The organism is Leminorella grimontii ATCC 33999 = DSM 5078 (assembly GCF_000439085.1).
Classification (GTDB): domain Bacteria; phylum Pseudomonadota; class Gammaproteobacteria; order Enterobacterales; family Enterobacteriaceae; genus Leminorella; species Leminorella grimontii.
The window spans coordinates 96844-117384 of the sequence record NZ_AUUA01000002.1; the positions used below are offsets into that span (position 1 = coordinate 96844).

Genomic DNA, 20541 nt, shown 5'->3' on the forward strand with positions numbered 1-20541 from the left:
TGTGACCATTCTCACAACATCAGCATTAACATTCCATACATTTGGTTAAAAAGATGGTACATTTCGCTCGGCGAAAGTGAAAAAATTATAGGAATTCGCAGATAAAAAGCGCCGTACCGTAAGAAAGGATGACAACGTACTGAGCGATAAAGAAAATAATATGAGCATCCGATCGATGTTCGCTCTCATTATTACATTCATACGAAAATACAGAGATAAATGACTGCCAGTGGAGGCACTATGCTAAGTATTTTTAAACCCGCGCAGCACACCGCGCGTCTGCCACAGGATAAGATCGATCCGACTTATCGCCGTCTGAGGTGGCAAATCTTCATGGGGATCTTCTTCGGCTATGCCGCCTACTATCTGGTAAGAAAAAACTTTGCGTTAGCAATGCCTTACCTGGTAGAACAGGGCTTTAGCCGCGGCGATCTGGGCTTTGCGCTTTCAGGCATCTCCATCGCTTACGGTTTCTCCAAGTTCATCATGGGTTCCGTCTCTGACCGTTCGAATCCGCGCGTTTTCCTGCCGGCGGGTCTGATTCTGGCTTCCGTCGTCATGCTGCTGATGGGCTTTATGCCTTGGGCAACCTCCAGCATCATGATGATGTTCGTGCTGCTGTTCATCTGCGGATGGTTCCAGGGCATGGGCTGGCCGCCGTGCGGCCGTACCATGGTTCACTGGTGGTCGCAGAAGGAGCGCGGCGGCATCGTTTCCGTCTGGAACTGCGCCCACAACGTCGGCGGCGGTATTCCACCTCTGCTGTTCTTGCTGGGTATGGCCTGGTTTAACGACTGGAAGGCCGCATTCTACATGCCGGCTATCGCCGCCATCATCGTTGCTCTGATCGCCTTTGCGCTGATGCGCGATACGCCTCAATCCTGCGGCCTGCCGCCGATTGAAGAGTACAAAAACGACTATCCGCCGGACTACACGGAAAAAGACGAAGAAGAGCTGAGCGCGAAAGAAATCTTCATGAAGTACGTCTTCCCGAACAAGCTGCTGTGGTACATCGCCATCGCTAACGTGTTCGTTTACCTGCTGCGCTACGGCATTCTGGACTGGTCACCGACCTATCTGAAGGAAGTGAAGCACTTCGCGCTGGACAAGTCTTCCTGGGCCTACTTCTTCTATGAATACGCGGGTATCCCCGGCACGCTGCTGTGCGGCTGGATGTCCGACAAAGTGTTCAAGGGCAACCGCGGCGCAACCGGCGTATTCTTTATGATTCTGGTTACCATCGCGACCGTCGTTTACTGGATGAACCCGGCGGGCAACCCCGGCATCGACATGCTGTGCATGACCGTTATCGGCTTTTTGATCTACGGTCCCGTTATGCTTATCGGCCTGCACGCGCTTGAGCTGGCGCCGAAGAAAGCGGCCGGTACCGCAGCGGGCTTCACCGGCCTGTTCGGCTACCTGGGCGGTTCGGTTGCGGCAAGCGCCATCGTCGGCTACACCGTTGACTTCTTCGGTTGGGACGGCGGCTTTATGGTCATGATCGGCGGCAGCGCTCTGGCAGTCGTTCTGCTGGTAATGACCATGCTGAGCGAAAACAAACACAAAGCGGAAATGTTGGCAAAACAGGCCGGTAATTAATCCGTTTACGTTGCAATAAACGCTGCGGCCAACGCTGGCCGCAGCGCATATCTTCACTCTCAATAACAATAAAAACATAAAACGCGCTTCAAACCCAATTCGCGAACGTCATCCTGACGTCATCTAACGCGGATACCATTTTCATCAGTCATGTGTAACAGAAACAAAAAGCAATTCGGCTTAAAACGTACGCTGCACGGCCAGCGGTTTTCAACGCCCCTGCTGTGCTTCTAAAATACTCACACGGAGAGAAAAGGATGAAGACAGGTTTTAAAACGCTTTTGGCTGGCATGGTTTTAGGCATGGCCCTACTCCCGGCCGTTCAGGCGGCGCAAAAGGCCGACAAGGTCGTTATCGCTCACCGCGGCGCCAGCGGTTATCTTCCCGAACATACGCTGGCCTCAAAGGCCATGGCTTACCAGCAGGGGGCTGACTTCCTCGAGCAGGATCTGGTCATGACTAAAGACGACAGGCTTATCGTTTTGCACGACCACTATCTTGACCGCGTCACCGACGTGGCCGACAGGTTTCCCGATCGCGCCCGCAAGGACGGCCGCTATTACGCTATCGACTTTACGCTGGATGAAATCAAGTCGCTGAAATTCACCGAAGGTTTCGACATTAAGGACGGAAAAAAGGTACAGAGCTATCCTGGCCGCTTCCCGATGGGAAAATCCGATTTCCGCATCCACACCTTTGAAGATGAAATCGAGTTCGTGCAGGGCCTGAACCACTCTACTGGCAAAAACATCGGCATTTATCCCGAAATCAAAGCGCCCTGGTTCCATCGCAGCGAAGGTAAAGACATCACGGCCAAAACGCTGGAAGTCCTGAAAAAATATGGCTACACCAAGAAAAGCGACAACGTCTACCTTCAGTGCTTCGACTTCAATGAACTTAAGCGCATCAAGACCGAGCTGATGCCCAAAGCGGGAATGGATCTGAAGCTGGTCCAGCTAATCGCCTACACCGACTGGGAAGAGACGTTCGAACCCGATGCTCAGGGCAAGCTTGTAAACTATAGCTACGACTGGATGTTCAAGCCCGGCGCCATGACGGAAATCGCCAAGTACGCCGACGGCATTGGCCCTCAATATCCGATGCTGCTTGACGTGAAGGCATCCAAGCCGGGCAAGGTCGTGCTTTCATCGATGACGAAAGACGCCCATAAGGCAGGAATGGAAGTACATCCCTACACGCTGCGCGCTGACGCGCTGCCGCCCTATGCGAAGGACATGAACCAGCTGCTGGACGTCATGTACAACCAGGCGGGCGTTGACGGGCTGTTCTCCGACTTCCCCGATATGGCGGTGAAATTTCTGGAGAAGCAGGGGCAGCATAAATAGCCGCAAAAAGAATCATGAACGCCGCGGGCGCCTTTGCGCCCGCTTTCTTTTGACTATAGATACATATTTCTCAAGTAGTGCATCACCGCATCGTCGACGTTGCTGCCGATCACCTCAAGCTGGGGCAGGGTTTTCTTCAGGCGCGGCGAGCCGTTTTGCATAATGCAGCCTTTGCCGGCCATCGACAGCATCTCCGCGTCGTTCATGCCGTCGCCGAAAGTGATACAGTCCTTCAAACCGTAGCCCATCAACCCCGAGACCTCTTGCAGCGCCCACCCTTTTGACACGTGACCGCCCATCACTTCCAGACAATAGTCTAAAGAGAAGCTGGCGTTAACCTTATCGCCGTAGCGCCGATTGATGTCCTCCTCCAGCTTGAGCAGCCTGTCGTGTTCAAAGCTGGTGAAAAATACCTTACAGACGCCGTCCGTCGCTAACGTATCGGGTTCAAACAGCCGATAGCTGAAGTCCGACTCTTTGTGAAAGTTCTTCAGGTCCTCGCTGTCGCGGTTGGTCAACCAGTCGTCGTTGCGGTATACGTGGGTTTCAATATGTGGATTACTCTCCACGATATGGTAGAGCTCGTAGGCGATATTGGGATCGAGATTATGGCTGAAGATAAGCTCCCCTTGAGGGTTGTGCACCCGAGCGCCGTTGGAGGTAATCATATAGGAGTCAATGCCTAAACCGTCGCGGATCTGCCCTACGTCAACGTGATGGCGGCCGGTGGCAAATACAAAGTGAATTCCGCTTTGGGATAACAGGCGCAGCGTATCTTTAGCGTAGGGTGAAAGCGTGTGGTCGTTCTGCAACAGCGTGCCGTCCAGATCGGATGCAACGATAGGATACATATTAATATCAACCCTTAACGAAAAAAGAATTCATTATAACTAAACATCAATACTGCGCGAAAAAGCGCAAAATATCCAGCAACGCCTCCGTACGCAGCACGTCGCGTTCAAAGAGGATTTCGTGAAAAGCGCCCTTGATAACTATCGGTCCGCCGCTTTCGCAAGGGTGCCCAGCCTGCGCCATCGCCTGACAAAAAGCGTCCTGTGCGTCGTTATCAACGATGCGCTCTTCTCCGGCCTGTAGCAGCATAAGAGGCGTGGTAATTTGAGGCGCCAGGGCAATCGCCTGTTCGCCGGCTTCTATTGACTCTTTGACCCAGCGATAGGTCGGGCCGCCGATGCGAAGCTCCGGGTAGTCCGAATAGTGGCGAGAATAAAGGCGGTAGCGCACCTTGCTGTGAGTCAAAATATTAACCGCATAGGGCAGCGGGAGCCAGCGGCCGGTGCCGACCGCATAATGCTCCCTGACGCTCTGCCAGCGTTCTGCCACGTCCGTAATGCGCTTTGCCAGCCACTTGGGCATCGGCAGGCGAATACCCAGCATTGGCGAACAGAGCGCGGCGGCGGAGACGGCGCCCGGATGGCGAGCGAGAAACAGCGCGGAAATCGCGCCCCCCATGGAGTGGGCGATAAGAAACGCGTGCGCATAGCGATGCGGCGTAAAGGCGGTTTGCCAAAAGGTTTCGAAGTCCTCGACGTAGTCATCAAACTCCTCTACGTGCCCACGCTGGCCGTCTTCCAGCAGGCGGCCGGAAAAACCCTGCCCGCGGTGATCGATAATCCAGACGTCATAGCCGCAGTGAAACAGGTCGTAGGCCAACTCCTGATATTTAATATAGCCCTCCGTTCTGCCGGGGGAGATAACCACTGCGCGCCGGTGTTCAGGGGACGTAAATCGAACGTAGGAAATTTCAATGCCGCCAACGCCTTCAAAGTCAGCTTCCCGCCGCAGCTGCCAGAAATCCAGCAGCGGGCCGGAGGAAAACGCAGCAAAGCGTTTTTCACGACTTAATAGCTCCAGCTCTAACGCAAAGAAATCCGTTGTCATAAATTAAGGGCCCCCGCTGGCGTTAATGCTGTTTATCGCGAAGCGATGCGCACATTAAAAAGACTCAGTCGTCATTTAATCCAATAATTTTATAACCTTCATCGGCATGACTACATACCAACATCGTACTACCAATACAAAAAATACGTTCTAAAAAAAGACAACGACTAGTATGGTAGATCGGTTTTTTACTAACAGTCCCCCGATATTTTTTGATTAATACTCAATGGATAGAAAAGGAGCGTTCAAATGAAAACAATGGCGATACTGGTTCTACTGGGAAGTTCATTCGGCGCGTTCGCCCAGCCTCAAATCGTCGCGCACCGAGCAGGAACGGACGACGCGCCGGAAAACACCCTCGTAGCAATAGAGAAGTCGCTCAGCAACGGCGCTGACGCCATATGGATAACCCTTCAATTAACCAAGGACAACGTCCCGGTCCTTTATCGCCCTTCCAAACTGGAAGCGCTAACGGATAAACAGGGGCCAATTTCCGACTATACGCTGTCACAGCTTGCCGCTGCGGACGCCGGTTGGTCATTTGGCAAGGACAGCCACCCTTACAGGGGAAAGAACATTACTATTCCCACCCTTGAGGCCGTATTAACCCGCTACCCGTCCACGTTCTTTTATTTGGATATAAAATCCCCCGATGCCGATCCCGCACGCTTTGCCGATGCGCTGACCGCCGTGTTGAAAAAAACCGGCTCGTTCTCGCGGGTGCGGGTTTATTCCACGGAAGAGGGCTATCTTAACGCCCTTCCGGCCAGCGTTCCTCGCTTTGAAAGCCGCGATGCGACCAGAACGATACTGGCCAACGTTTCCCTTAACCATTCATGTCGCATAGAAAACAGCGATAAGCCCCGCTGGTACGGCCTGGAGCTGAACAGGAAGGTTGAAGTGGTGGAGACGTTCACCCTGGGCGAAGGCCGTTCTCAGGCCACGCTGACCTGGGATAAAGAAGCCATGGCCTGCTTCCGCTCCCAGGGAGAAGCCCACGTCATTCTGTTTGGCGTCAATAGCCCGCAGGATTATCAAACGGCAGTAGAGCTGGGGGCGGACGGCGTGATGGTGAATTCGCCGGAAAAATTCCGTACGATCGTAAAAAAATAGCCCTCCGACGCTGACTTTTTCCGAAAACAAACGGCAGGGTCTGCCCGCCGTTTGTTTACCTCACCGACGCGGATTAAAAAATCTGGCGCTGGCGTCTGAAAGCGTGATAAAAAATCGTATCCCCTCCCATTAACGCAGAACCTTTACCATGACTTTTGAATGGTGGCTAACCTATTTAGTCACAACGATTATTCTTAGCCTTTCTCCCGGCTCTGGCGCAATAAACACCATGAGCACCGGCATCACCTACGGCTTTCGCGGCGCTATCCCCGCGATAGCGGGCCTTCAGGTCGGCCTTGCGGCACACATCGTACTGGTTGGCGTCGGGCTGGGGACGCTGCTGTCGCAGTCGGCGATGGCGTTCGTCGCGTTGAAGTGGCTGGGTGCGGCCTATCTTATCTGGCTCGGTATCCAGCAGTGGCGAGCGGCGGGAGCGATGGACCTTAACGCGGTGTCCCAGTCGCTGCCCAAAAGCGGCCGCTTTAAGCGCGCCGTGCTGGTTAACCTGACCAACCCTAAAAGCATCGTGTTTTTGGCCGCGCTGTTTCCGCAGTTTATCGTGCCTAATCAGCCGCAGGCCGCCCAGTATCTGATTCTTGGCGTCACCAGCGTCGCGGTGGATATTGTCGTCATGGTTGGCTATGCGCTGCTCGCCAGCCGCGTAGCCAAGTGGGTCCGTCAGCCGCACCAGATGAGGCTTCTTAACCGCCTGTTCGGTTCACTGTTTATTCTGGTCGGCGGCCTGCTGTTGATGGCGCGCAGGGCGACGCATTAAGCGCCCTGCGGCGAAAGAAAACGCCGAATTATAAGTTTTATTGCTAAATATTTTGTTTATATCGAATAAATTTACTTGCACGGCTGGATACATTTTGTAATGTGGAAGAGGTCTGTGCAAGATAACTCAGAAACACAACATTCAAGGGCAGCGCGGCCGCTCCGCGCCCACCCCGCCAATTGATTACAGCAAGGTTAGGATACTAAATATGAAAAACGTCGGTTTTGTTGGCTGGCGCGGTATGGTTGGCTCCGTTCTGATGCAACGAATGATCGAAGAACGCGATTTTGACGCTATTCGCCCGGTCTTTTTCTCTACTTCACAAACGGGCCAGGCTGCGCCCTCATTCACCGGTCAGGGCGGCACGCTGCAGGACGCTAACGATATCGACGCGCTTCGCGCGCTGGACATCATCGTCACCTGTCAGGGTGGCGACTACACCAGCGAAATCTATCCTAAGCTTCGCGCTACGGGCTGGAACGGCTACTGGATCGACGCCGCCTCTACGCTGCGCATGAAAGACGATGCGATTATTATCCTCGATCCGGTCAACCAGCACGTCATCGATCAGGGCCTAAATCAGGGCGTAAAAACCTTCGTCGGCGGCAACTGCACCGTCAGCCTGATGCTGATGGCCTTAGGCGGCCTGTTCGCCAGCAATCTGGTTGAGTGGGCCTCCGTCGCCACCTATCAGGCGGCCTCCGGCGGCGGCGCGCGCCACATGCGCGAACTGCTGACCCAAATGGGCATGCTGCACGCCGTGGCGGCAAAAGAGCTGGAAGATCCGGCCTCCGCCATTTTGGACATTGAGCGCCGCGTTACCGCGCAAATGCGCAACGGCGCGCTGCCGGTAGACAACTTCGGCGTGCCTCTGGCCGGCAGCCTGATCCCATGGATCGACAAGCAGCTGGAAAACGGCCAAAGCCGCGAAGAGTGGAAAGGTCAGGCTGAGACCAACAAGATCCTCAACACCGCCAGCACTATCCCGGTCGACGGCCTGTGCGTACGCATCGGCGCGCTGCGCTGCCACAGTCAGGCGTTTACCCTGAAGCTGAAGAAAGACGTCTCTCTGAGCGAAATCGAAAGCATGCTGGCGTCGCACAACGAGTGGGTGAAGGTGGTGCCGAACGATCGCGAAATCACCATGCGCGAGCTAACCCCCGCCGCCGTCACCGGCACGCTGGCAACGCCGGTAGGCCGTCTGCGCAAGCTGAACATGGGGCCGGAATATCTGTCGGCCTTCACCGTCGGCGATCAGCTGCTGTGGGGCGCCGCAGAGCCGCTGCGCCGCATGCTGCGCATTTTGCTGTAATCCTACCGTACCCCTCTCCCTTCCGCCTTTGCGGAGGGGAGAAGTTTCTTTACTCAGGACTCCAGATACTTATCCTGAATTTTCACCCGCACCTGCGGCGTCAGGCCAAACTCCTGCTCCAACCAGCTGTCGGTGCTGCCGTAGCGCTGCTCAATCGCCTTCAGCGCAGTGCCGATAAACGACTCCTTGGCCGACATCACGTAGTTCAGGCTGTCGATGCCGTGCTGCTGCGTCAGCTGCTTAGCCAGATGGCTCATCATCTCCTGGCGGAAGGGTTCAAGGGTGGTTTCCGTCAGCATATAGTCTTCTATAACGGTATCCTTCGACGCCCCCAGCGTTAACAGCACCAGCGCCGAGCCAATGCCGGTACGGTCTTTCCCTACCGCGCAGTGCTGCACCAGCGCGCCGTCGCCCGGCGCCAACATGACCTGCACCAGGTGGCGATAGGCCCGGTTGTCAAACGGCAGCTGGTTATACAGCCGGTTCATAAAGTCGGCGGCGTCGAACGCCGCCAGCGCTTCATCCGTAAGCTTGGAAAAGTTGGCGTTGACGTCGTCCGTCAGCGGGTTAGCCGGAACGTTGTCATAGCTTACGCCCTGCCAAACTACGTCCGGTCGAAGCGCCACTTCGTCGGCATCCCGATAGTCGATAATGCTGGTTAAGGGAATTTGGCTCAGATAATCACAGTCGCGTTCCGTCAGCCTGTCCAGCGCGCCTGCGCGCAGCAGCTTGCCCGACTTAACCCTGCGACCATCGGCGGCTATGTTGCCTCCCTGATCGCGAAAGTTGATGCCTCCCTGTAGCGGCAGTAGCGATGCGTGTAATAAATCAATAGTGGCCATAATTCCCTCTTGTTTCAGCTAGCTTGGTTCATGATAAAAAGTACCGTAAAGATTACGATGGCGGGGGACGCTAAACGTCCTCGCGATAAAGGCGACGAGCCCGTAAGGCCGCCGCTTTGCGTTAGCACAGCGGCGTGAAGAAGTGAGTATCAGATAAATGAGAACGCATCGCCAAACATGCGCTTTTCATCAGCGCCGCGCTCAAGACAGAAGCGCTCTCTGGCTATTTTTACCATTTCGAAACGGCCGGCGATGTAAATGTCATAGTCCGCCAGCGAGCCAAAGTCAGCCAATACCGCCGCCAGTACCGTTCCAGTGCGGCCGCGCCACCCTTCATTCGGCTGTTCGACGACGGAAACTACGTCCAGATTGGGATACTGCACCGTCAGCGCCTCCAAACGCCCCATGTCGTACAGGTGCTCGGCTTCACGCCCGCCCCAGTACAGCGAAATCTTTCTCGTCGGCGTCTGCGACAGCGCGGTCATCAGGATGGAGTTCACGTAAGAAAAACCGGTGCCGCCGGCGATAAGCAGCATGGGGCGATCGGAATCCTGACGAAACCACGCGTCTCCGTGGGGAATATCCACGCTGATGCTCTTTTCCGTCAGCAGGCGGTCCATCACGGCCATGGCGTACAGATTAAACTCGGACGCGCCGACGTGCAGTTCGATAACGCCGTCTTCCATCGGCGTCGAGGCCATTGAAAACGGGCGGCGGTCTCGTTCATCCATAACGCCCAGCAGGTATTGGCCTGCCAGAAATGAAACCGGCTCTTGCGGAATTAACCTGACGCGAAACACCGTATCGGTAATAGATTCCACGGAGGCGATTTTACAGTTCAACGTTGCCATGTGTTCCCTCTAAAGCGGGGTCATTAAAATCAAAAGTGCCGTTAAGCGGTGCGTCAGTCATATTAGCGGGAGGCGTTGCTCGATTCAAATATGCCCAGCTCGTCCCAAAGCGCATCGATGCGCGCGCAAACCTCTGGATCCTTGGTAATCGGGCGTCCCCACTCTCTTTGCGTCTCACCCGGCCACTTGTTGGTGGCATCCATCCCCATTTTAGAACCCAGGCCGGATACCGGTGAGGCGAAGTCCAGATAGTCTATCGGCGTGTTTTCCATCAGCACCGTGTCGCGCGCCGGATCCATACGCGTCGTTATCGCCCAGATGACGTCCTTCCAGTCGCGGGCGTTAATGTCGTCATCGCAAACGATAACGAACTTGGTGTACATAAACTGCCGCAGGAAAGACCAGACGCCCATCATTACGCGCTTGGCGTGGCCAGCGTACTGCTTTTTCATCGTGACGATGGCCATTCGATAAGAACAGCCCTCCGGCGGCAAGTAGAAATCGACGATTTCCGGAAACTGCTTTCTCAGGATGGGCACAAACACTTCGTTGAGCGCCAATCCCATGACGGCGGGCTCGTCCGGCGGCCGTCCGGTATAGGTGGAATGGTAAATCGCGTCGGCGCGGCGGGTAATGTGGGTAACGGTGAAAACGGGGAAGTTGTCCACTTCGTTATAGTAGCCGGTGTGATCGCCGTAGGGCCCTTCGGGGGCGAGTTCTTCTGGCTCAATGTACCCTTCCAGCACGATCTCGGCACTGGCCGGGACTTCCAAATCGCAGGAGATACATTTAACCACGTCGGTCTTATAGCCGCGCAGCAGCCCGGCAAAAGCGTATTCGGACAGAGTATCCGGCACCGGCGTCACGGCGGCCAGCAGCGTCGCCGGGTCGGCGCCCAGCGCGACCGCGATGGGAAAACGCTCTCCGGGGTGCTTCTGACGCCACTCCTGATAGTCTAATGCGCCGCCTCGGTGGGACAGCCAGCGCATAATAACCTTGTTCTTGCCCAGCACCTGTTGACGGTAGATACCCAGATTCTGGCGCGCTTTGTGTGGGCCGCGCGTCACCGTGAGCCCCCATGAAATCAGCGGGGCTGCATCCTCTGGCCAACAGTGCATGATGGGTAATTTGGTGAGGTCGACGTCGTCCCCCTGCCAGATCTGCTCCTGACAGGGAGCCGAGGACAGCTGTTTCGTCGGCATGTTCAGCACTTGCTTAAACTGCGGCAGCTTGTCCATCAGGTCGCGAAAGCCCTTAGGAGGCTCGGGCTCCTTGAGGAACGCCAGCAGTTCGCCTACGTCGCGCAACGCGCTCACTTCCTCTTGTCCCATCCCCAATGCGACACGCTTGGGCGTACCAAACAGGTTGCACAGCACCGGCACGTCGTACCCTTTCGGATTTTCAAACAGCAGGGCAGGACCTTCGGCCCGCAGCGTACGGTCGGCGATCTCGGTCATTTCCAGATAGGGATCAATCGGCTGTTTAATGCGCTTGAGTTCTCCCCGCTGCTCAAGCAGCGCCAAAAACTCCCGCAGGTCTCGATATTTCATTCGCTCTCTACCGCAGGCCAAAGGCGTTAATAGACTATTCTGAATACTTCCGGCTGCAAAACGCGCAGCCGGAAGTTTGAAAAGTATACCCTAAATAATTCGAGTTGCAGGACAAAACGCTAATGGCGTTTTGAACAGCGTAAAGCGCTGGCCCTTTAGGGTGAGGCCCTAAGGGCCGAATCACGCGGCAAGCGAGAGAATCCCCAGGAGCTTACATAAGTAAGTGACTGGGGTGACAAATCTGCGAAAGCAGATTTGAACGCCGCTTGCGGCGGCCTCGTTAGAGGTGAGGCCCATATAAATGGGCCGAATAACAAGCGCAGCCAACGCACAGGCAACTTGAAGTATGACGGGGTATAGAAGGTTTCCCTTACTTTACTTCTAATTACCGCCAATTAACAGCAGGTAAAGGGGACAAGCTTGCTCAGCGCCTTCGTGTCCATATGCTCTGTGGTTTCCTGACCGTGGCGGAAAATTTTGAATCCTTGCCCTTTGGCGCTGAAATAGGTCAGGTCGTTGCCGGAAATTTGCAGCAGGCTGCCTTCACGGATCGCCACGACGGACTCCGTCGGGTTTACCGCGCAAAATTCTGCGATGCGCTCGTCGCGCGTTTCGCCCATATGGCCGCTTACGTGAGCGTCAATGTAGTGCGGGTTAATCTGGACGGGGAACAGGCCCAGCGAAGGCAGTACTACGCTGCTGCGAACGGGCATATCGTTGGTGGTTCTGATGGAAGGACAGGCCACGTTGCAGCCGGCGCTCCAACCGATATAAGGAATGTTGCGCTCGCGCACCGCGCGCTGAATAGGCACAATCAGCCCTTTCTCATGCATCATCTGATTCAACATCCAGGTATTGCCACCGCTGATGATAATGCACTCGGCCTGATCGATAGCTTCGGCCTGGTTATCAAAGTGGTGAACGCTGGTGACGGAAATACCGAGGCTTTTTTCCAAGTCACGAGCGCGTGAGTCATAATCACTACGAATCAGGGCATAAGGAATCAATATTGCCTTGGCGACCTTCCGGCTTTCTAGAACGGCCAAAATTTGCTTTTTTGCATAGCCTAAGAGCTCTGCGTCACCGGACGTCTTGCCATTACTCAACAATATGAGTTCCATACAATCTACCTCTGTTTAGTTTGTTAACGTACCGGCCAACTTCCGCTTCAGTGGAAAAAAGGACGGAAGCCAGCCTGGATTTTGCCGCATAAGGATACGAAAAAACACGCATCTTTACTGTGATCGCTTACCGCTTATGCCCCCTCCGACGGTTAATTCATCACCAATCGGCAGAGCGGCGGTAACGAAACCGTGCGGACTGTCCTTACCAGAATAATCCTAATCGCCTAATTAATCGACCAACGCATACCCTGTTATACCCTAAATAATTCAAGTTGCAGGAAGGCGGCAAGCGAGGGAATCCCTAGGAGCTTACATAAGTAAGTGACTAGGGTGAGCAAGCGCAGCCAACGCGCCTGCGGCTTGAAGTATGACGGGTATATGTTTATTCATTCGTGCTTTTGCTATGCTTAGGCCCGTGTCCCGTAACTCAAAGTCCGGCAAACGTATATGGAATCATGGTATCTGCTTTACTGTAAACGCGGGCAACTGATGCGGGCCCAGGAGAACCTCGAGCGTCAGGAGGTTCCCTGTTTTAGCCCTATGTATGAGATAGAGAAAATAGTTCGGGGTAAAAAGACTGTAGTCAGCGAGCCGCTGTTTCCCAACTATCTGTTCATCGAACTCGATCCGGAAAGGATCCACACGACCACTATCAGCTCAACGCGCGGAGTCAGCCACTTTATTCGCTTTGGGCGCTACCCGGTGACGGTACCGTTTAGCCTGATAAAAAGCCTGATGATGCAGCCAAAGCCGCTGATAAGCTCGCCTTCCCTGCCTAAAAGCGGGGATAAGGTCGTCATTACCGAAGGAATTTTTGAAGGGTTGGAGGCTATCTACGCAGAGCCCGATGGAGAGACGCGCTCTATTCTGCTGCTTAACCTGATTAACCAGCAGGTGTCGCATCGCGTCGACAATACGCAGTTTGAAAAACGAGACTAGGCTGTGTCCCGCCATTGTCCACGGTGGGGACAATGGCGGGACACAGCCTAACAGGAAGCGGCGCGCGCCGCTTCCCCAACGTCGTTAGCGACGCGTCGCTTCGTCGCGCAGCCACTGGGCGACGCGTTTGGCAAAGTAGGTCAGCACGCCGTCGGCGCCGGCGCGCTTGAAGCACAGCAGGGATTCCAGCACGGCCGGTTGCTCCTGCAGCCAACCGTTTTGGAAAGCCGCCATGTGCATGGCGTACTCGCCGGAGACCTGATAGGCGAACGTCGGCACTGCGAAGGTGTCCTTCACCTGACGAATCACGTCAAGATACGGCATCCCCGGCTTCACCATCACCATATCAGCCCCTTCCTGCAGGTCCTGAGCCACTTCTTGCAGTGCTTCATTGCCGTTAGCCGGATCCATTTGGTAGGTTTTCTTGTTGCCGCCCTTCAGGTTGCCGCTTGATCCGACCGCATCGCGGAACGGCCCGTAGTAGCAGGAAGCATACTTGGCGGAATAGGCCATAATTTGCGTGTTTATAAAGCTCTGGGCCTCCAGCTGCTGGCGAACCGCGCCGATGCGGCCGTCCATCATATCGCTGGGCGCGACGATGTCAGCGCCGGCCTCCGCATGGCACAGGGCCTGGCGGACCAGAATCTCTTTCGTCACTTCGTTAATCACGTAGCCGTCGCTGTCGATAATGCCGTCCTGCCCATGAGTGGTATAAGGGTCAAGCGCAACGTCGGTCAGGACGCCAAGCTCAGGAACCGCCTGCTTCAGCGCTCTTACCGCCCGAGGCACCAGCCCCTGCGGGTTGTAGGCCTGCTCTGCGTACAGGCTTTTAAGATCGGACTCAATCACCGGGAACAGGGAGATAACCGGAACGCCCAGCTTCGCCAGCTCTTCCGCTTCCTTTATCAGGATATCGACCGTCATGCGGCTGACGCCCGGCATGGAAGGCACGTCTTGACGACGGTTCTCGCCTTCCATAATGAATACCGGATAAATCAGGTCGTTAACCGTCAGCTGGTTTTCGCACACCAGGCGGCGGCTGAAGTCGTGGGCGCGCACGCGGCGCAGGCGACGGTGGGGATACGCCCCGGGAATAACATAGCTCACACTCGTTCTCCTTATTTTGTTCTATCGACGGCAAGAAAGAGGATCAGGAAAGCTCACCGCCGCAGTGTATATATCATACGCTTCAATCGCTTTGACTAACACCCAGCAGGCGCAGCGCATTTTGGCGGGTTATTTCTCCCAGCTCGTTCGCATCTTCGCCCCGAAGCTTTGCGACCTCCCGCAGGATATGGGCCAAATAGGCAGGCTCATTGCGTCTGGAAGTCGGCTTAGGCTTTAAGTCTCTGGGCAACAGGTAAGGCGCGTCGGTTTCCAGCAGCAGTTTGTCCGCAGGAATACGCGACACCAGCTCGCGAAGCTCAAGACCGCGCCGCTCGTCGCACACCCAGCCGGTAATGCCGACATAAAGCCCCAGGGACAGATAGTCCTCCAGCGCGCGTCCGTCGTCGGTAAAGCAGTGTACGACTGCCGCCGGTACTTTCGAAAGCCACGGCTTAAGCAGCTCAATAAAGCGCGGATAGGCGTCCCTACAGTGCAGAAACAGCGGCATCGACAGCTCGGCCGCCATCGAAAGCTGCTCGGAAAAGGCCCGTTCCTGCTGCTCAGGCGTAGAAAAGTTGCGGTTAAAGTCCAGCCCGCACTCGCCGACGGCGACCGCCTGCGGCTTTTGTAACAGCCGATATATCTGCTCTGCACATTCGTCCGACCAGCCCGAAGCGTCGTGAGGATGGACGCCCGCCGTGCTCCAGCAGTAGTCGGGATATTCCGCCGCCAGCGCCTGCGCGGCGCGGCTTTCTTTCAAGGACGTTCCGGTTATCAGCATTCCCTTCACGCCGGCCTGCTTCGCGCGTTCAACCACGTCGTGCCGATCGGCGGCAAACTGTCGGTTGGTCAGGTTAATTCCAATATCAAACACGGTATTTGGCTCCCGTAAAAAACGTAAGCCGCCCAAAAGGCGGCTTATTTGCAGACAGCATAGGGTGTGTCTCGCAACAGCGTCAGGCTGAAGGCTTGTCGCCGCTTTCGTCGGCGTCGTCCGCCTCGCTGTCCTCATCACCTTCTTCCCCTTCCCGACGCCCTTTACCCACGTAGAAACGGGCAAAGAACACGCCAATCTCAAACAGGATGCACATAGGGATCGCGAGAAGCGTCTGAGAGAAGACGTCCGGCGGCGTTAACAGCATGCCGACAACAAAAGCGCCAACAACGATGTAGGGACGCTTTTTCTTCAGTTCGGCAGGCGTCGTTACGCCGCTCCAGCACAGCAGGATAATCGCGACCGGCACCTCAAACGACACGCCAAAGGCAAAAAACAGCGCCATGACGAAGTTCAGGTAATTGTTGATGTCGGTCGATATCAGAATGCCTTCCGGCGCGGTTTTGACAAAAAAGCCGAACGCCAGCGGGAACACGACGAAGTAGGCAAACGCCATGCCGAGGTAAAACAGCGCAGTGCTGGAAAACAGCAGCGGCATCATCAGGCGACGTTCGTGCTTATACAGCGCCGGCGCGATAAACGACCAGATCTGATACAGAATATAGGGCGCTGAAACAAAAACCGACACGATAAGCGTCAGCTTGATAGGCGTTAAAAATGGCGACGCCACGTCGGTAGCGATCATGCTGGCTTTTTCCGGCAGCTGCTTCATCAGCGGCGCGGAAATCATGTGGTAGATATCGTTAGAGAAATAGACCAGCGCCAGAAACACGACGATGATACAGACCATTGAACGCAGCAACCTACTGCGCAGCTCTATCAAATGAGTGATAAGCGGTTGGGTATCTTCTACGGCCATGAATTATTTTTCGCCATCGGTTTTACTTGGGGATGGGGCTTCGGGCTGAGCCTCCTGCGGCTTAGACTCTGCGTCAGCGGCAGGCGCGGCTTCAACTACAACAGCCTCAGGCTTCGTCATTGAATCCACGGGCGGGACGTTCTGACGATTCATCGCCGGATCGCTAACGACGCGGGCCGGCGCTTCAGCGTCGCCGGCCGCAGTCGCGGTAGTGTCAGGAGATGGTGTCTCTTTGAATGATTCGGCAGCCTTATTAAGATCGGTTTGAACGGTACGTTTCATACCGCTCGCCATCTCTCTAAGCTCCTCCATCGACGCTTTAAGCTCCGGGGAGAGGTTTTGCAGACCGGCCTGCTCCGCTTTCTTCAGGCTATCTTTCAGCTCTTGCAGCTTCAGTTCCTGAGTCAGCTCGTTTTGTACCGATGACGCCAGAGAGCGCATGGCTCGGATCCAACCGGCAACCGTTTTCACCGCAACGGGCAACCGTTCGGGGCCGAGCACGATAAGGCCGATGATCAGCACCAGTACAATTTCACCAAATCCTATATCGAACACGGATTACACCTGCTCTTTATTCTGGCTCTTTTGTTCTTCGGTTTTAACCGTGTTTTCCTGCTGTTCTTCGATAGACTTCACGACGAAGTCAGCATCTTTTTCCTTTTGAGCTTCTTCTTTGTTCGGCGTGGACTCTTCGTCGCTCATCGCCTTTTTGAAGCCTTTGACCGATGCGCCGAGGTCTGAACCCAGCGTGCGCAGCTTCTTCGTTCCGAACAGCAGCACGACAATTGCAACAATAATAAGCAGTTGCCAAATACTAATTCCACCCATGTGATATGCCTCTATAGATCGTGGGTTAACGTTACGATTGCCGCCAAGTATATACGGCGGTTTCCTTAAACTATAGTAATAAATTTCCTCAGGCGGCCTTCACCCAGCCTATTAGCCAAACCGCAAGACCTACACCGGTCAGGCAGAGCGGCCAAAATGAAATCTGACCAATAAACAGCATTGTAGCACTAACCAGCAGCGTGGCACCTACCCCAAAAAGGTAGCCGGAGCGTCGCCGTTTACTCTCATTTTCACTCAATCGGGCACTGAGTTTATCAATACTATTTTGTAATTCTTTGTGCTGCCGCAAACTGTCGTAAAACAGCTCGGGCAATTCCGGTAATTTTTCTACCCAGTACGGCGCCTTCTCTTTTAGCGTTTTTAACACGCCGGGAATGCCGACCTGCTCGCGCATCCACGACTCAAGGAACGGCTTGGCCGTCGTCCACAGGTCAAGCTGCGGATAGAGCTGGCGCCCCAGCCCTTCGATATAGAGCAGCGTCTTTTGCAGTAAAACCAACTGAGGCTGAACTTCCATATTAAAACGACGCGCCGTGTTGAACAGGTTCAGCAGCACGTGGCCAAACGAAATTTCAGAAAGCGGTTTCTCAAAAATGGGTTCGCACACGGTGCGGATGGCGAACTCAAACTCCTCAACGCAGGTATCCGCAGGCACCCAGCCGGAATCAACGTGAAGCTCCGCCACCTTGCGGTAGTCGCGGTTGAAAAAGGCGATAAAGTTTTCCGCCAGATAGCGCTTGTCCGCCTTGCTCAAAGAGCCGACGATGCCGCAGTCAATGCCGATATACTGAGGGTCTTCAGGCTTCTCGTAGCTGATAAAAATATTGCCGGGGTGCATGTCCGCGTGGAAGAAGCTGTCGCGAAACACCTGGGTAAAGAACACCTGCACGCCCCGTTCCGCTAAAAGCTTCATGTTGGTGCCGTTGGCTATCAGCGCGTCGATGTCAGAAACGGGAATGCCGTAGATCCTCTCCATGACCAGCACGTTTTCATAACAAAGGTCGCTGTACACTTCGGGCACATAGAGCATAGGGCTGCCGTCGAAATTGCGGCGAAGCTGGATGGCGTTGGCCGCCTCTCTCAGCAGGTTGAGCTCGTCGAGCAGCGTCTTTTCATATTCACGCACTACCTCTCTGGGCCGCAGGCGACGACCGTCAGGGAGCAGCTTGGGCACCCAGCCCGCAATGCGGTACATCAGGCGAATGTCCGCCTCAATGACCGGCTTGATGTCCGGGCGGATCACCTTCAGCACCACTTCCTGCCCGCTGCTTTTAAGCGTTGCGGTGTGCACCTGCGCAATAGAGGCCGACGCCAGCGGCGTTGAGTCAAAGTCATCAAACCAGCGCTCAAGCGGGCCGCCCATGGCGTCCTCTATCTGCCGACGCGCCAGCGCTCCGTCAAACGACGTCACCTGATCTTGCAGCAGAGCCAGCTGATCGGCAATGGACGGAGGAAACAGATCGCGGCGGGTGGACAGCATTTGACCAAACTTGATCCAAACCGGCCCCAGCGTCTGAAGCCCCAGACGCAGCCGCTCGCCCAGCGGCTTTTCCGGATGCTGGTTGCGCAGCCAAAACAGCGCCCGGCATCCTACGCGAAGCGGCCAGGTCAGCCGCATCTTGGGGATCAGTTCGTCCAGCCCGTGGTTTAAAAATACGCGAATAATGGCATACAGCCGAAACAGTTCAGAAGGAGTCATCAGGCTCGCTCCAGCCGCTCAATGCGAGAAACCAGCGCGTCTACGTCCTGGCTTAACCTTTCCGTTTGGTCGCTAAAGTGCAAAACCTCAAGCCGACCGGGAGCCAAACGCCACTCCTGCGTTACGGCCTGAGCTAAGTAGCCCTGCTGGCGAGAGGCCCAGCGGCTAACGCTTTTTACGCCGTTTTGCACGCCCTGGCTCAGCGTTTCGGCGGCAACGTCGCCGATATAAGGAGACAGCCACTCGGCCGGATCCCATTCTGCCAAATCTATCAGGGTCACAAACTGCTGAATAATCTGAATGTCCCCATCAACGCTAACTTCGCCGTCACGCATCAGCGCGGAAAGCCGCTGCCTGTCGCGCAGGGAAAACAACGTCGCCAGTCGCGTCGTCAGCGTACAGTCCGCTGGCGGCTGCCACTGGCTGACAACGTCGATATGGTTCACGCTGAACACCAGCGTCAGGGTCGTTGAGAGTTCCTGCAGGCAGAGCGTCAGCGTTTTTCCCGCCAGTCGATGGCTGGCCAACTGAATATTGCGATCGCGAAAGAGCAGGCCGTTAAGCGACGTTTCTATCAGGCCGGAAACCAGAGGAACAAGCAGCATAGCGATCCTTGAAGCATGACGAGGATAAATACAATCCAGTCATAGTAATCATGAATGGCGTCAGAGTACAGCGGGGGATGACCTTAAAGAGAGTAGAAGAAATGTAGAAAAAACAGAAAAAACACAGTTTTATTAATGCATTAACTCAGTAAGAACGCGTACTCGACGGCCATAAAAAAATTAACAATAATGAAACAAACAGCGCTTACCCCTCGCACATAAGGGCCAGCGGAAACCGCTGTGCGAAGCTCGTTTCAGTTTCCGAGCATCGCGCAGCGTTTCAGAACATGATGAATAAACGACGTTTAGTACTTATAACCGCGGTGCAGCGCGACGATACCACCGGTCAGGTTAAAGTATTCCACGCTGTCAAAACCAGCTTCCAGCATCATTCCCTTCAGCGTTTCCTGATCGGGATGCATGCGGATGGATTCTGCCAGATAGCGATAGCTGTCAGCGTCTCTGGTGATCCACTCGCCGATTTTCGGCAGAACGTGGAATGAGTAGGCATCATAGGCTGAGTTAAGCACCTTGGCGGTGGGCTTGGAAAACTCCAGCACCAGCAGGCGACCGCCCGGCTTCAGCACGCGGAACATGGAGCGCAGCGCCTTATCCTTCTCGGTCACGTTGCGAAGGCCAAAAGAAATAGTGATGCAGTCAAAATAGTCGTCAGGGAAAGGCAGCGCCTCGGCGTTAGCCTGAACGTAGTTGACGTTGCCGATGATGCCCATATTGCGCAGCTTTTCACGGCCCATTTTCAGCATCGAATCGTTGATATCCGCCAGCACAACGCTGCCCTTCTCACCAACCATGCGGGAAAACTTTGCCGTCAGATCGCCGGTACCGCCGGCCAGATCGAGCACCCGCTGGCCTTCGCGCACGGCGCTGCAGTCAATGGTGAAGCGCTTCCAGATTCGGTGGATGCCGAACGACATCAGGTCGTTCATCAGATCGTACTTAGACGCTACGGAGTGAAAGACGTGGGCCACCATATCGGCCTTTTCGTCTTTGTTTACGGTTTGGAAGCCAAAGTGCGTGGTTTCCTGTGGATCGTTCATCATGTTTAATGCCTGAAGAAAGTTTAATGCCTAGAGAAAATTTAATAAGTACTATAAATCTCTGTGAATCGATTTAGTCTACCAGAAACACTCTGAAACATACCCACCAATAACTCTTT

At 54.9% G+C, this 20541-nt stretch carries 20 protein-coding genes; 6 read left to right on the forward strand and 14 right to left on the reverse strand.

Translation table 11 applies throughout. The annotated features are described in order from the left end of the window. Nucleotides 1-240 precede the first annotated feature (240 nt). Nucleotides 241-1599, forward strand: coding sequence for a glycerol-3-phosphate transporter (gene glpT, locus G544_RS0104870; protein WP_027273553.1), 1359 nt, complete (start codon nt 241-243; stop codon nt 1597-1599). A 257-nt stretch (nt 1600-1856) separates the two neighbouring features. Next, nucleotides 1857-2945, forward strand: coding sequence for a glycerophosphodiester phosphodiesterase (gene glpQ / locus G544_RS0104875; RefSeq protein ID WP_027273554.1), 1089 nt, complete (start codon nt 1857-1859; stop codon nt 2943-2945). A gap of 53 nt (nt 2946-2998) precedes the next feature. Here the strand turns inward: glpQ and yigL are convergent, their stop codons facing one another. Continuing rightward, the gene (gene yigL, locus G544_RS0104880) at nt 2999-3796 is read right to left on the reverse strand and encodes a sugar/pyridoxal phosphate phosphatase YigL (RefSeq protein WP_027273555.1); all 798 of its coding nucleotides are present in this window, start codon (nt 3794-3796) and stop codon (nt 2999-3001) included. 46 nt (nt 3797-3842) lie between these two features. Next, a complete protein-coding gene (gene pldB / locus G544_RS19945; RefSeq protein WP_036023348.1) occupies nt 3843-4844 on the reverse strand; it encodes a lysophospholipase L2 in 1002 nt (333 codons plus the stop codon). A gap of 249 nt (nt 4845-5093) precedes the next feature. Here pldB and G544_RS0104890 point away from each other — a divergent pair, with 249 nt between their 5' ends. The 3 genes from G544_RS0104890 (at nt 5094) to asd (ending at nt 8044) form a co-directional block, all read left to right on the forward strand. Further along, a complete protein-coding gene (locus G544_RS0104890; RefSeq protein ID WP_027273556.1) occupies nt 5094-5957 on the forward strand; it encodes a glycerophosphodiester phosphodiesterase family protein in 864 nt (287 codons plus the stop codon). A gap of 148 nt (nt 5958-6105) precedes the next feature. Further along, the gene (gene rhtB / locus G544_RS0104895; RefSeq protein WP_027273557.1) at nt 6106-6732 is read left to right on the forward strand and encodes a homoserine/homoserine lactone efflux protein; all 627 of its coding nucleotides are present in this window, start codon (nt 6106-6108) and stop codon (nt 6730-6732) included. 208 nt (nt 6733-6940) lie between these two features. Beyond that, entirely contained in the window at nt 6941-8044 is a 1104-nt protein-coding gene (asd, locus tag G544_RS0104900) for an aspartate-semialdehyde dehydrogenase (RefSeq protein ID WP_027273558.1), read from the forward strand. A 53-nt stretch (nt 8045-8097) separates the two neighbouring features. Here the strand turns inward: asd and G544_RS0104905 are convergent, their stop codons facing one another. The 4 genes from G544_RS0104905 to pepE form a co-directional block, all read right to left on the reverse strand. Next, nucleotides 8098-8886 (reverse strand): tyrosine-protein phosphatase, encoded by a 789-nt coding sequence (locus tag G544_RS0104905; protein WP_027273559.1) that lies wholly within the window; start codon nt 8884-8886, stop codon nt 8098-8100. Nucleotides 8887-9035: 149 nt separating this feature from the next. Then, complete coding sequence (gene fre, locus G544_RS0104910; protein ID WP_027273560.1) at nt 9036-9737, reverse strand: NAD(P)H-flavin reductase; 702 nt, start codon at nt 9735-9737, stop codon at nt 9036-9038. A gap of 62 nt (nt 9738-9799) precedes the next feature. Beyond that, the gene (gene ubiD / locus G544_RS0104915) at nt 9800-11287 is read right to left on the reverse strand and encodes a 4-hydroxy-3-polyprenylbenzoate decarboxylase (RefSeq protein ID WP_027273561.1); all 1488 of its coding nucleotides are present in this window, start codon (nt 11285-11287) and stop codon (nt 9800-9802) included. 395 nt (nt 11288-11682) lie between these two features. Beyond that, on the reverse strand, nt 11683-12408 hold the full coding sequence (gene pepE / locus G544_RS0104920; RefSeq protein WP_027273562.1) for a dipeptidase PepE: 726 nt from the start codon (nt 12406-12408) through the stop codon (nt 11683-11685). 450 nt (nt 12409-12858) lie between these two features. Between pepE and rfaH the strand changes: the two genes are divergently transcribed. Next, the gene (gene rfaH, locus G544_RS0104925; RefSeq protein ID WP_027273563.1) at nt 12859-13350 is read left to right on the forward strand and encodes a transcription/translation regulatory transformer protein RfaH; all 492 of its coding nucleotides are present in this window, start codon (nt 12859-12861) and stop codon (nt 13348-13350) included. 84 nt (nt 13351-13434) lie between these two features. Here the strand turns inward: rfaH and hemB are convergent, their stop codons facing one another. The 8 genes from hemB to ubiE form a co-directional block, all read right to left on the reverse strand. Further along, nucleotides 13435-14457, reverse strand: coding sequence for a porphobilinogen synthase (gene hemB, locus G544_RS0104930; RefSeq protein ID WP_027273564.1), 1023 nt, complete (start codon nt 14455-14457; stop codon nt 13435-13437). Between the two features lie 82 nt (nt 14458-14539). Next, on the reverse strand, nt 14540-15331 hold the full coding sequence (gene tatD, locus G544_RS0104935) for a 3'-5' ssDNA/RNA exonuclease TatD (RefSeq protein WP_027273565.1): 792 nt from the start codon (nt 15329-15331) through the stop codon (nt 14540-14542). Between the two features lie 82 nt (nt 15332-15413). After that, on the reverse strand, nt 15414-16211 hold the full coding sequence (tatC, locus tag G544_RS0104940) for a Sec-independent protein translocase subunit TatC (protein ID WP_027273566.1): 798 nt from the start codon (nt 16209-16211) through the stop codon (nt 15414-15416). Nucleotides 16212-16214: 3 nt separating this feature from the next. Next, nucleotides 16215-16766 (reverse strand): Sec-independent protein translocase protein TatB, encoded by a 552-nt coding sequence (gene tatB / locus G544_RS0104945; protein ID WP_027273567.1) that lies wholly within the window; start codon nt 16764-16766, stop codon nt 16215-16217. 3 nt (nt 16767-16769) lie between these two features. Further along, the gene (gene tatA, locus G544_RS0104950) at nt 16770-17039 is read right to left on the reverse strand and encodes a Sec-independent protein translocase subunit TatA (protein ID WP_027273568.1); all 270 of its coding nucleotides are present in this window, start codon (nt 17037-17039) and stop codon (nt 16770-16772) included. A gap of 88 nt (nt 17040-17127) precedes the next feature. Then, nucleotides 17128-18759 carry a ubiquinone biosynthesis regulatory protein kinase UbiB gene (gene ubiB, locus G544_RS0104955; RefSeq protein ID WP_027273569.1) on the reverse strand — a complete coding sequence of 544 codons (1632 nt, stop codon included), beginning with the start codon at nt 18757-18759 and terminating at the stop codon, nt 17128-17130. Next, complete coding sequence (gene ubiJ, locus G544_RS0104960) at nt 18759-19364, reverse strand: ubiquinone biosynthesis protein UbiJ (protein ID WP_027273570.1); 606 nt, start codon at nt 19362-19364, stop codon at nt 18759-18761. The genes ubiB and ubiJ overlap by 1 nt, the downstream gene beginning before the upstream one ends. A 305-nt stretch (nt 19365-19669) precedes the next feature. Then, nucleotides 19670-20425: a bifunctional demethylmenaquinone methyltransferase/2-methoxy-6-polyprenyl-1,4-benzoquinol methylase UbiE gene (ubiE, locus tag G544_RS0104965; protein ID WP_027273571.1), complete on the reverse strand. Its 756-nt coding sequence runs from the start codon at nt 20423-20425 to the stop codon at nt 19670-19672. Nucleotides 20426-20541: the final 116 nt, after the last annotated feature.